12 protein-coding genes are annotated in these 11987 nt (G+C 72.7%); 4 read left to right on the top strand and 8 right to left on the bottom strand.

Translation table 11 applies throughout. The features are described from left to right. The first annotated feature begins 19 nt into the window (after window positions 1–19). Complete coding sequence (locus QMK61_RS09825) at window positions 20–793, top strand: DUF4097 family beta strand repeat-containing protein (RefSeq protein WP_302072024.1); 774 nt, start codon at window positions 20–22, stop codon at window positions 791–793. Between the two features lie 48 nt (window positions 794–841). Here the strand turns inward: QMK61_RS09825 and QMK61_RS09830 are convergent, their stop codons facing one another. From QMK61_RS09830 to QMK61_RS09850, 5 genes are all read right to left on the bottom strand, one after another. Next, the gene (locus tag QMK61_RS09830; protein ID WP_302072025.1) at window positions 842–1975 is read right to left on the bottom strand and encodes an SLC13 family permease; all 1134 of its coding nucleotides are present in this window, start codon (window positions 1973–1975) and stop codon (window positions 842–844) included. Window positions 1976–2168: 193 nt separating this feature from the next. After that, the gene (locus QMK61_RS09835) at window positions 2169–2798 is read right to left on the bottom strand and encodes a glutathione S-transferase family protein (RefSeq protein ID WP_302072026.1); all 630 of its coding nucleotides are present in this window, start codon (window positions 2796–2798) and stop codon (window positions 2169–2171) included. 19 nt (window positions 2799–2817) lie between these two features. Beyond that, window positions 2818–3036: a hypothetical protein gene (locus QMK61_RS09840; protein ID WP_302072027.1), complete on the bottom strand. Its 219-nt coding sequence runs from the start codon at window positions 3034–3036 to the stop codon at window positions 2818–2820. Between the two features lie 42 nt (window positions 3037–3078). Further along, window positions 3079–5562: an FtsX-like permease family protein gene (locus QMK61_RS09845; RefSeq protein WP_302072028.1), complete on the bottom strand. Its 2484-nt coding sequence runs from the start codon at window positions 5560–5562 to the stop codon at window positions 3079–3081. Beyond that, entirely contained in the window at window positions 5559–6266 is a 708-nt protein-coding gene (locus tag QMK61_RS09850; protein WP_302072029.1) for an ATP-binding cassette domain-containing protein, read from the bottom strand. The genes QMK61_RS09845 and QMK61_RS09850 overlap by 4 nt, the downstream gene beginning before the upstream one ends. Here QMK61_RS09850 and QMK61_RS09855 point away from each other — a divergent pair. From QMK61_RS09855 to QMK61_RS09865, 3 genes are all read left to right on the top strand, one after another. Next, on the top strand, window positions 6265–6888 hold the full coding sequence (locus tag QMK61_RS09855; RefSeq protein WP_302072057.1) for an arylesterase: 624 nt from the start codon (window positions 6265–6267) through the stop codon (window positions 6886–6888). The two genes, QMK61_RS09850 and QMK61_RS09855, sit on opposite strands and share 2 nt — an antisense overlap. A 116-nt stretch (window positions 6889–7004) precedes the next feature. Then, complete coding sequence (locus tag QMK61_RS09860; RefSeq protein WP_302072030.1) at window positions 7005–7736, top strand: response regulator transcription factor; 732 nt, start codon at window positions 7005–7007, stop codon at window positions 7734–7736. Between the two features lie 17 nt (window positions 7737–7753). Then, a complete protein-coding gene (locus QMK61_RS09865; RefSeq protein ID WP_302072031.1) occupies window positions 7754–8779 on the top strand; it encodes a histidine kinase dimerization/phospho-acceptor domain-containing protein in 1026 nt (341 codons plus the stop codon). 29 nt (window positions 8780–8808) lie between these two features. Here the strand turns inward: QMK61_RS09865 and QMK61_RS09870 are convergent, their stop codons facing one another. The 3 genes from QMK61_RS09870 to QMK61_RS09880 form a co-directional block, all read right to left on the bottom strand. After that, entirely contained in the window at window positions 8809–10164 is a 1356-nt protein-coding gene (locus tag QMK61_RS09870) for a 3-oxoacid CoA-transferase (protein ID WP_302072032.1), read from the bottom strand. Between the two features lie 130 nt (window positions 10165–10294). After that, the gene (locus QMK61_RS09875; protein ID WP_302072033.1) at window positions 10295–10759 is read right to left on the bottom strand and encodes a hypothetical protein; all 465 of its coding nucleotides are present in this window, start codon (window positions 10757–10759) and stop codon (window positions 10295–10297) included. Then, entirely contained in the window at window positions 10759–11928 is a 1170-nt protein-coding gene (locus tag QMK61_RS09880; RefSeq protein WP_302072034.1) for a sialidase family protein, read from the bottom strand. The genes QMK61_RS09875 and QMK61_RS09880 overlap by 1 nt, the downstream gene beginning before the upstream one ends. Window positions 11929–11987 lie beyond the last annotated feature (59 nt).

Raw genomic sequence — 11987 nt, forward strand, 5'->3', positions numbered from 1 at the left:
ATCACCCGTGGAGAACGCCATGCGCCACCTGCTCCTGCTCGCCCTGCTGTCCACCCCGCTGGCGGCCACCGCCGCCGAACACTGCAAGTACGAAGCGCCGCGCGCGCTCAAGGCCGACCTCGCCGGCGTGCGCGGCGTGCAGGTCGAGGTGAACAGCTTCGACCTGCACGTGACCGCCGGCGGCGCCAACGGCCTGCAGGCGACCGGCCGCGCCTGCGCCTCCGAACAGTCGCTGCTCGACCGGCTGCAGCTCACCTCGCGGCGCGAGGGCGACCAGCTGATCGTCACGCTCGGCAGCCGTTCGGGCTGGTCCAGCTTCAGCCTGTTCGGCAGCTCCTACACCAACCTCGAGGTCAACCTGCAGCTGCCGGCCGACATGCCGCTGACGGTGGAGGTGGGTTCCGGCGACGCGGACGTCGCCGGCGTGAAGCAGCTCGCCAGCCACGTGGGCTCGGGCGACCTGCACGTGCGCGACATCGCCGGCAGGTTCAGCACCAGCGTGGGCTCCGGTGACGTGGAGGCGCACGACATCGGCAGCCTCGAAGTCGGCTCGGTGGGCTCGGGCGACTTCAAGGCGGAGGGCATCCACGGCGACGCGCACGTCGGCAGCATCGGCTCGGGCGACGTCACCCTGCACCAGGTCGGCGGCAGCGTGCATGCGGAGACGCTGGGCTCGGGCGACCTCACCGTGCGCGACGTGCAGGGCGACTTCAGCCTGGCCGCCAAGGGCAGCGGCGACGTCGACCACGGCGGCGTGAAGGGCAAGGTCAGCGTCCCCCGCGACGACGACTGATCCCGTGTCGACGCCCTCCCCTGCCTGCAGGGGAGGGTTGGGGAGGGGTCATCCCAGCCACCGCCACGCCAGATACACCAGCGGCGCACACACCAGCAGGAACGGCACCGACACCCGATGGAACAGCCGCAGCCCCTGCGGCTGCTTCGCCAGCCGCAGCGCGATCAGGTTGGCCAGCGAGCCGATGGCCAGGCCGAAGCCGCCCACGTTCACCGCCACCGCCAGCGCGATCGCGTCCTGCGCCCGGTCCAGCAGCAGCACCGTGGCCGGCACGTTGCTGATGAGCTGGGAGGCGACAATGCCGGCCAGGTACAGCGGCAGCGGTCGGTCCAGCGCGAGGTGGTCCAGGCCGTGCCGCACCGGCGCCAGCTCGGCGAGGTGGCCCAGGCCGAGGAAGATCGCCGCGAAGGTGGCCAGGAGCAGCCAGTCGATCCGCGCCAGGCTGCGCCGCGCCAGCGCGGCGAACGCCAATGCCAGCAGCAGCGCGCCTTCCAGCGCGCGGCCGTGGTCCATCGCCAGCACCATCGCCGCCAGCGCCGCCACCGACCCGACGGCGAGCGGCACGGAAACCGCGTGCCCGTCCACCTGCGCGGACAGCAGCGTGACCCGGCCCTTCGGCAGCCATGCCAGCGTCAGCGCGGCCACCAGCACGAACATCACCGCCGCCGCCGGCAGCATCGCCAGCGCGAAGCGCAGGAACGGCAGGTGCGCGTGCTGCCACAACAGCAGGTTCTGCGGGTTGCCGATCGGGCTGAGCGTGCTGCCCGCGTTCACCGCCAGCGCCTCCAGCACCGCCATGCGCGCCACCGGCAGGTTGGAGATGCCGCCGATCGCCACCGTCAGCGGCACGATCAGGAACAGGCTCACGTCATTGGTCAGCACCATCGAGAGCAACGCGGTGGCGGCCACCAGCAGCAGGCCCAGCGTGCGCAGGCTGTGCATGCGCGCCACCAGCGCGCCCGCCATGCGCTGCACCAGGCCGCTGTCGCGGATGCCCTGGATCGCCACCAGCAGGCCGAGCAGGCCGGCCAGCGTGGGCGATTGCAGCCAGCGGCGGTAGTCGGCCGCCGGGCGCGGGTCGAGCAGCGCCAGCGCCGCCGCCAGCGCGGCGAACAGCAGCAGCAGCCATTCGGCCTTGAGCCGGGCGCGCCAGCCGGTGCGCGGGGACGCGGCCTCGCTCACCACGAGGACGCCCCAGGCGTGGCCCGTGGCCCGCCATGCCGGCGCAGGCCGGAATCCAGCCACGGGGCCGCCGGAGCGGGCGGCATGGCCGGATGACCCATCGCGTCTGCGGGTTCGGAGTCGTCCTGCGCGCGTTCCTCGCCTGTCCGGTCTATGCCGGGAAGGCGGCGGGACGAGCATCGCGCGATCGGGATCACCACTCGGTGAGGCCTTCCAGCTCGTACAGCTTCCGCCAGCTCGGTCGCGCGCGCACCCGGTCGGCCAGATGCTTCAGCGCGGGCCACCCGGTGGCCGGGCGCGGCATATTGCGCGACCAGCGCATCAGCATGGTCAGCAGCAGGTCGGCGCCGGAAAACGCGGCGCCGAGCAGGTACGGGCCGTCCTTCGCCAGCTGCGCGTCGAGCAGGTCCCACACGCCTTCGATCTTCTTCTGCAAGGCGGCGCGCACTTCAGGCGTGTGCCCGGCCGCGCCCAGTTCGGCGGGATAGAACCAGAGCCGGTACGTGGACATCAGCGTGTTGCTGAGATAGCCCACCCACTGCTGCCACGCCTCGCGCTCCGGCGTGCCCGGCGGCGGGATCAGCTTCGCCTCCGGGTGGCGCTCGGCCAGCATCGCCAGCAGCGCCGCCGACTCGTGGCGTGGCCGGCCGTCGATCACCAGCGTAGGCACCACCCCGCGCGGGTTGAGCCGGAGGTAGTCGTCGCCGTGCTGCGCGTCCTTGTCGAAATCGACCAGGCGCAGCTCGTACGGCGCGCCGGTTTCCAGCAGGGCGAGGTGCACCACCATGCTGGCGGTGCCGGGCGAGTAGTAGAGGGTGTACATCGGCGGCTCCCAGGCGGCGTCAGTCGTCGTGGCGACCGTTCTTGCGCCCGGCCGCATCGAAGGCGGCGCCGAACGCCATGCCGATGGCGACGCCCAGGCCGATCCCCAGCGCGAGACTGTGCAGGGCGACGCCCAGCGCCACGCCGATGCCGATGCCCAGGCTGAGGCCAGAACCGAAGCCGACGGCGCGTCGGCCCGGCGGAGCGGGCTTGCCGGAGGGTGGGCGATCGTCGCTCATCGGGGCATTCCGTGGAATAGGGGCGTCCAGTCTGGGGCCGGCTCAACCCTCCCGCAACAGCCGCATCGGCGAGGTGTGCGTCACCCGGCGCGTGCCGCCCAGCCCCAGCAGCATCACCACGATGGCCGCCGCCAGCGCGTACAGGCCCAGCGGCAGCAGCGGCGGCACGAAGTGTCCGATGCGGAACACCGCGCGCCCCAGCCACCAGCCCGCGCCTGCCGCGCCGAGCGCGGCGGTGAGCCCGGCGATCAGGCCGAGCAGGGCGAACTCGCAGGCGGCGGCCACGCGCAACTGCGCGCGCCGCGCGCCCAGGGTGCGCAGCAGGGCCGCCTCGTGGCGGCGCTCGGCCGCGCTGGCGGCAAGCGCCGCGGCCAGCACCAGCGCGCCGGCGAGCAGGCTGAAGGCCAGCACCCAGCGCACCGCGCCGCCCACCCGGTCCACGATCTGGCGGAGGCGGTCGAGCAGGTCGTCCACGTCGACCAGGCTGAGGTTGGGATAGTCGCGCGACAACGCGGCCACCTGTGCCGCCCGCCCGCGCGGCAGGTGGAAGCTGGCCAGCCAGGTGTGCGGCAGCGCGCCGGCATGGGCGGGGTCCAGCAGCAGGAAGAAGTTGACCCGGAACGAACTCCAGTCGACGTGGCGGAAGCTGGTCACCGTCGCGTCGAGCGTGCCTTCGCCCACGTCGAAGCGCAGCGTGTCGCCCAGCTTCAGCGCGAACATGTCGCGCCACATCGTGTCCACCGACACTTCCGCCCGGGCCGGGCGCGCGTCGAACCAGCGCCCGGCGACCACCGTGTTGGCCGGCGGCAGCGCCTCGGCCCAGGACAGGCGCAGCTGGCGGTCGGCCCAGTCCTTCGCGCGCGGGTCGGCGTAGCGCCGGCCGTCGATTGGCCGGCCGTCGATCGCCACCAGCTTGCCCACCGCCAGCGGCATCATGTTGAGCTGGTCGGCGCCGAGCCGGCCGAGCGCCTGGGCGAAGCCGGCGCGCTGGTCGTCCTGGAGGTTCAGCGCAAACCAGTTCGGGGTGTCCGGCGGCAGCTCACGGCGCCAGCCATCAAGCAGGGCGGGCGCGACCACGGCCAGCAACAGCAGGGCGGTGAGCCCCAGCCCCAGCGCGGTCGCCTGGATCACGCTGAGCGCGCGCCGCCGCGCCAGCGCGGCCAGCCCCAGCCGCAGGGCGGGGTGTGCCCCGGGCGCCACCCGCCGCGCCAGCCACAGCAGCAGCAGCGCCAGCAGGGCCGCGACGGCGGCCACGCCGGCCAGGCTGGCGGCGAGGATGCCGGCCAGCTTCGCCGAGCCGCTCTGGCTCCAGATCAGCGCCAGCGCGACCAGCGCCGGCACCAGGTACAGCACGTCGAAGCGCCGCACGCGGCGCGCCAGGCTGGCGCGGAACACCGCCACCGGCGACACCTCGGCCAGCCGCGCCAGCGGCGGCAGCGCGAAGCCGGCCAGTACCGCCAGGCCGAGGCCCGCGGCGGCCAGCGCCGGCAGCAGCGGCAAGGCGGTGGACACGCCGGCGAACAGCGCGCGGGCGAACAGCCACGCGCCCTGCGCCATGCCCAGCGCCAGCGCCACGCCCAGCGCCGCGGCCGGCAGCGCCAGCGCCAGCAGCGTGCCCAGCAGCAGGCCGAGCACGCGCCGGCGCGGCGTGCCCAGCGCGCGCAGCAGGGCCACCTCGGGCGCCTTGCGCCGCGCGTAGCGCTGCGCCGCCAGCGCGATCGCCACGCCGGCCAGCAGCGCCGACAGCAGCGCGACCAGGCGCAGGAAGGCGCTGGCGCGGTCGAACGCGCCGCGCATGCGTTCCTGCGTCCGTTCCGGCGTGATCCGCTCGGCGCCCTGCGGCAGCGTCGCGCCGCGGGTCCAGGCCAGCCAATCGCGCACCGCCGCCGGCGCGCCGGCGACCAGCAGGCGATGGCGCGCACGGCTGCCGACGCCGAGCAGGCCGGCCTGCCTGGCGTCGGCCAGGCTCATCAGCGCGCGTGGCGCCAGCGCGACCAGCTGGCCGCCGTCGGGTTCGCGCAGCAGTTCGGCGGCGATGCGCAGGGTGCGGCCGCCGAGCTGCACGCTGTCGCCCACCTGCAATTGCAGCGCCACCAGTGCGCGGTGGTCGAGATAGACCGTGCCGGCCGCGGGGCCGTGGGCGGCGTGTGTGCGCCCCTGCGCGTCGCGCAGTTCCAGCGTGCCGCGCAGGGGCCAGGCGGCATCGGTGGCGGCGACGTCGAGCAACTGGCTGCGCCGGTGGGCGAAGGCCACGCTGGGAAAGCCGGCGCTGCGGCTCACCGCGAGCCCGCGGCCGCGGGCCTGCGTGGCGAAGGCATCGGGCACGGGTTGCGGTGCGCCGATGCCGGCATCGCCGCCGATCAGCTCGGCGGCGCTGGCCAGCACGCCGCGCTCCACCCGCGCGGCCAGCGTGGCGACCACGCCCAGCGCCGCCACCGCCAGCACCAGCGAACCGGCCAGGGTGCGCAGCTCGGGCAGCCGCCATTCGCGGCGCAGGGTGCGCAGGGACAGGCGCAGCAGGCTCATGCGGTCACCGCCGCGGCGGCACGCGGCGCGCGCAGCCGGCCTTCCTCCAGTTCCACGCCGCGGGTGCAGCGGCCGGCCAGCCGCGCGTCGTGGGTGACCAGCACCAGGGTGGTGCGGTGGTCGCGGTTCAGCGCGAACAGCAGGTCGGCGACGTGGTGGCCGGTGCGCTGGTCGAGGTTGCCGGTGGGCTCGTCGGCGAACAGCAGGCGCGGCCCGTGCACGAAGGCGCGGGCGATCGCCACGCGCTGCTGCTCGCCGCCGGAAAGCTGGGCGGGGTAGTGCCGGCGGCGCGCGTCCAGGCCGACCGCGGCCAGCGCCTCGCGCGCCTTGCGGCGCGCCCCGGCGTCGCCTTCCAGCTCCAGCGGCAGCATCACGTTTTCCTCGGCGCTGAGCGCGGGCAGCAGGTGGAAGGACTGGAACACGAAGCCGACCAGGCGCCGGCGCAGGTCGGCGCGGGCTTCCTCGTCCAGCGTCTCCAGCGCATGGCCGTCGAGGCGGATGCCGCCGCTGCTGGGCGTGTCCAGCCCGGCGAGCAGGCCGAGCAGGGTGGTCTTGCCCGAGCCGGAGGCACCGACGATGGCGAAGCTCTCGCCTTCGGCCACCTGCAGGCTCACCCCGCGCAGGATGTCCAGCCGGCCCTCGGGTCCCCGCACCGACTTGCTAACATCGCGCACATCGAGAAGAAGCTGGGGCGTGCCGCTCATGCGTCGTTTCCTGAAATGGCCGGGATGGCTGGTGGTGGGGTGGCTGGCGGCCGCCGCGGCCCAGGCCGCGCCGTCGCGCACGGTGCTGGTGCTGGGCGATTCGCTGTCCGCCGCGCACAACATTGCCGCGGACCAGGGCTGGGTGCACCTGCTGGACGTCCGCCTGGGCGACATGGTGCCGCCGTGGGCCGCGATCAATGCCAGCATCAGTGGCGAGACCTCGCTGAGCGGACGCAACCGCCTGCCCGGGCTGCTGGCGAAGTACCACCCGGGGGTGGTGGCGATCGAGCTGGGCGCGAACGATGGCCTGCAGGGCCTGCCGTTGGACGAGCTGCGCGCCAACCTGGCGGCGATGGTCGACGCGGCGCAGGCGGCGAAGGCCAAGGTGCTGCTGCTGGGCATCGAGCTGCCGGTGAACTATGGCCCGCAGTACCGCGACGGCCTGCGGGCGGTCTATGCGGACCTGGCCCGGCAGAAGCACGTGGCGCTGGTGCCCTTCCTGCTCGAAGGCGTGGCGCTCGAGCCACAGCTGATGCAGGACGACGGCATGCATCCGCGCGCGGCCGGTGAGCCGATCGTGCTGGAAACGGTATGGAAAGCGCTGCGATCCCTGCTGCAATGAAGCGACGGCGTGGGGGCAAGGTGAGGGCTGGCTGAACGCTTCGACCTTCGCTTCACGCCCGGCTCACGGCCGGCGCCGCTAGCCTTTCACAAATGTGAAGCAGCGAGGAAGGCGTCATGAATGCACGCGAAGAGAATGCCGGGCTGATCCTGCTGGTGGAGGACAACCGCCAGATCGCCGAGATGGTCGGCGAGTTCCTCGAGCAACGCGGCTACTCGGTGGACTACGCGGCCGACGGCGTCAGCGGCCTGCACCTGGCCGTGTCCAACAGCTACGACGTGGTGGTGCTGGACCTGATGCTGCCGGGCATGGACGGACTGGACGTGTGCCGCAAGCTGCGTGGCGACGCCAAGAAGTCCACCCCGGTGCTGATGCTTACCGCGCGCGACACGCTGGAGGACAAGCTGATCGGCCTGGAGGCCGGCGCCGACGACTACCTGGTGAAGCCGTTCGAGGTGCGCGAGCTGGAGGCGCGGCTGCGGGCGCTGATCCGTCGCGACCGCCGCCAGGTCTCCACCGAGGTGCTCACCGTGGGCGACATGACCCTGGACACCGCCACCCTGCGCCTCACCCGCGGCGGGCAGGAGCTGACCGTGTCGCCGATCGGGCTGAAGCTGCTGGCGATCCTGATGCGCGAATCGCCGCGCGTGGTCAGCCGCCGCGACATCGAGCGCGAGATCTGGGGCGACACGCTGCCCGACTCCGATACCCTGCGTTCGCACCTGTACAACCTGCGCCGGGTGATCGACAAGCCGTTCGAGCATCCGCTGCTGCACACCATCCACTCGGCAGGCTACCGGCTGGCCGACCTCACCGCGGAGGTGGCTTCGGCCACGCAGCCGGCTTGATCGGCCGCAAATCGACCATGATAGACAGGGGTTCGCCGCCAACGCTCCCCGCGCCCCGGCGCGGCGGGTTCCAGCGCCGGCTGGCGCTGATCTTCGCGCTGCAGCTGGCGGCGGTGGTGATCGCGTGCCTGCTCGGCTTCCGCGATACGGCGCCGCCGATGGCGGTGATCGCGCTGATCGTCATCGTCAGCCTGCTGGCCTGGCTGGCCACGCAGCGGGAATGGCGCTCGGTGAGCGTGCTGGCCCGCGTGGTCAGCCGCTGGAACGAGCAGCAGCCCGACCTGGACGCGCTGGAACCGGAGCGGCTGCCGCACCATGCCGACGCCGACGTGGTGGAACTGGCGCGCGGCCTGCACGCCTTCGCCAGCCGCATCGCCGGCTACAACCAGCGCGAGCGCAACTTCACCCGCGACGCCAGCCACGAGCTGCGCAGCCCGCTCACCATCATCAAGATGTCCACCGACATGCTGGCGGACGAGTCCGGGCTCGGCGAGAGCGGCCAGCGCTCGCTGCGTCGCATCCGCCGCGCCACGCGCGAGCTGGAGTCGGTGGTGGAGGCGCTGCTGATCCTGGCGCGCGAGTCCGACAACGGCCAGGGCGAGCACGAGTTCGTGGTCAACGACGTGCTGCGCCGCGCGCTGGACGACGCGCGCGAAGGCCTGCACGGGCGGCTGGTCGCGCTGCAGCTGGACGAGCCGGCGCGCTTCGCGCTGCATGGTTCGCCACGCGTGTTCGCGGTGCTGTGCGGGCAGCTGATCCGCTACGCGGGCCAGCACGCGGCGGGACAGGGCAAGGTGGTGGTGACGGTGCTGCCCGGCGCGGTAACGGTGGGCAGCACCGGCCCGGGCGCCGGCGGGACGGCGGGCGGTGGGGGCGATTCGCCGCAGGGGTTCGAGCTGGCCATCGCCCAGCGCATCAGCGAACGCTTCGCGTGGCCGCTGGACTGGCCGGGCCAGGGGCATGACGGCGCGCAGCGCACCGTGCGCGTGCGCTTCCCGCGGCCGCTGCCGGCGAAGGCCGCGCAGCCGGGCGCGCCGGCCTAGAGCAGCGCGCCCGCGCGCCCGGCGCGCGCTCAGCCGAGTCGCGGATCCACGGCGAAAGCGCAGCCGGTCTTCGCCTTCACCTCGTCCACCGTCACGCCGGGGTTGAGCTCGACCAGGGTGAGGCCCTTGCCCTTCTCGACCGCGAACACGCACAGCTCGGTGATGACCAGGTCCACGCATTCCTTGCCGGTGATCGGCAGCTCGCACTGGTCCTTGATCTTCGGCGAGCCGTCTTTCGCGCAGTGCTCCATCAGCACCACCACGCGGCGCACGCCGCTGACCAGGTCCATCGCCCCGCCCGGGCCCTTCACCATCTTGCCGGGCACCATCCAGTTGGCGAGGTCGCCGGTGGCCGAGACTTCCATGCCGCCGAGGATCGACAGGTCGATGTGGCCGCCGCGGATCATCGCGAAGGAGTCGGCGCTGGAGAAGAAGCTGGAGCCGGGCAGGGTGGTGATGGTCTGCTTGCCGGCGTTGATCAGGTCGGGGTCGACCTGGTCCTCGGTGGGGAACGGCCCGATGCCGAGCAGGCCGTTCTCCGACTGCAGCACCACCTCCATGCCGGCGGGGATGTAGTTCGCCACCAGGGTCGGGATGCCGATGCCGAGGTTGACGTAGAAGCCGTCGCGCAGCTCCTTGGCGGCGCGCTGCGCCATCGCGGTACGGGTGGGGTTCTCCTTGCCGGTGTTGGCGCCGGCGAGGGTGCGGATCTCGATGCGCTTCTCGTACTTCGCGCCCTGGATGATGCGGTCGACGTAGATGCCCGGCACGTGGATGTTGTTCGGGTCCAGCTCGCCCACCTCGACCAGGTGCTCCACCTCGGCGACGCAGACCTTGCCGCAGGTGGCGATCATCGGGTTGAAGTTGCGCGCGGTCTCGCGGAACACCAGGTTGCCGAGGCGGTCGCCCTTCCATGCCTTCACGATGGAAAGGTCGGCATGGATGGCTTCCTCCAGCACGTACTCCTTGCCGTCGAACACCTTGGTTTCCTTGCCCTCGGCCAGCTGGGTGCCGAATGCGGTGCGGGTGTAGAAGCCGGGGATGCCGGCGCCGCCGGCACGCAGCTTCTCGGCCAGCGTGCCCTGCGGGGTGAGGTGCAGCTCCAGCTCGCCGGCCAGCACCTGGCGCTCGAATTCCTTGTTCTCGCCCACGTAGGAGGCGTATACGCGCTTCACCTGGTGGGTCTTCAGCAGCGGGCCCATGCCGAAGTCGTCCACGCCCGCGTTGTTGCCCACGATGGTCAGCCCCTTGGTGCCGGCTTCCAGCAGCGCGCCGATCAGGTTCTCGGGGATGCCGCACAGGCCGAAGCCGCCGGCGGCGATGGTCATGTTGTCGAACAGCAGTCCGTCGAGCGCCTGCGATGCGGTTGCGTAGACCTTGTCCATGGGATGCCTTCATGCAGTGAGAGCCAGACGCCAAGGATACGACGGAATGGCCCGGGGCCATGAGCGGCAGGGCCGCACGGCCGGCCGTGGAGCGGGCCCAGGCCGCCGCACCGTGGCGGCGGGTCGTCGGTCAGTAGAGCTTTTGCAGCACCTGCCCGGTCAGCGCGCCGCTGATGCCGGTGCGCGTGCCGTCGGCGTGGATCACCAGGGTGCGCGGGGTTTCGCCGCCCCAGTCCGGGTCGAGCAGGTAGTTGATGCGTTCCGGCGTGGCGGCGGCGTAGGCGCGGGCCGGGTAAGCGTCCATGCCGGCGGCGTGCAGGCGCTGTTCGAGGGCCGTGCGCTGTTGCGCGATGTCGTCGGTGGCCACGGTCACCAACTCGATCTCGTGCGGGTGCGCGCGTTGCAGCTTCGCTAGCGCCTGCAGGTTCGCCTCGCAATAGGCGCAGTCCAGCGCCCAGATCGCGAGGATGCGCTCGTCGTGCGCGGGCGGCTTCAGCAGGGCGGGCACATCGGCGGCGGACAGCGGCGCGAGCGTGCCGGCATGGGCGAAGGCGGGCGCCAGCACGAGCAGGGCGGCAAGCAGGGCGCGGCGCATCAGCGGGCTCCGGCGGGAACCAGGCGGAAGCCGGCGGCGGTGTTCCAGGCCACCCAGGCGCGACCCTGCCGCACCAGCAGCTGCGGCGAGCCGGCGGCGACCTCGGAATGCGCGATGGTGCGGGGCGCGCCGAAGTGCGCGCCGTCGTCGGTGGATACGCGCAGCATCAACGCGTAGCCCTGCGCGTCCACCTGGTTCCAGGCCACCCAGACGGTGCGGTCGTGCGCCGCCACGTCCGCGTGGCTGGCGCCCGGCCCGCCGAGCTTCAGCAGATGCCGCGGCGGGTGACCGGGATCGAGCTGGCCGTAATGGATCGCCGGGCCGTCCTTCGCCTGGTACCACACCGCGTGGCGCACGCCGTCGGCGCCGATGGCGAGGCCGGGACCCTGGTGCGGGCAGCCATCGATGTGCCACTGGCTGAAGGTGGCGCGTTCGACCTGCGCGGGCCGTCCGTCCGTGCGCAGCACCGCGTAGGCATGGTCGCGGATGTTGTCGCCGTAGATGGCGCGGAAGAAGGCGGCGACCTGGCCGTCGGGCGTATGCGCCAGCGCGATGCGGCAGCATTCGCAGCTCTGGTCGACCAGCTTGCGCTCGGGCACGAAGGTCTTGCCGGCGTCGTCCGACCAGCTGTAGTACACCGCGGCGCCGAGATACGGCTTGCCCTGCGCCTGTGCCGCTTCCAGGTCGCGCTTGTCGATCCAGGCGATCACCACGCGGCCGCGACCGTCCACCGCCAACGCGTCGAAGCGGTGGGTGATCTCGGCGCGGTCGTGGTGCACGGTGAGCGGCGCGGAAAAGTGCACGCCGCCGTCCAGCGAACGGGCGAAGCGCACGAAACCCGTCCACGGCTTCGCGCGCGGCTGCGACCAGCTCACGTACAGCTCGCCCCGCGGGCCGAAGGCGATCTTCGGGCGGTTCTCGCCTTCGTCGTAGATCGGTTCGGCGATGGCGTTGACGTCCACCGGCGCGCTGAGCGTGCGGCCGAGGTCGTCGGAATGGCGCAGGCGCACGTGGCCGTCCGCCGCGTCCACTACCCACAGCCGGCCGTGCGCGTCGAAGGCGGCGCTGGCGCCCAGCTCGGGTCCGGACGGCATCTTCATGCCGTGCATGTCGTGGGCGGCGACGGCGGACGACAGCAGGCAGAGCAGGGCGAGGATGGGTTTGCGCATGGCTTCGACCTTGGTTTTTGCTCCTCCCCCTGCGCGCAGGAGGAGGTTGGGAGGGGTAG

Origin of the sequence: Fulvimonas sp. R45, assembly GCF_030504985.1 — a bacterium.
Lineage (GTDB): Bacteria > Pseudomonadota > Gammaproteobacteria > Xanthomonadales > Rhodanobacteraceae > Rhodanobacter_A.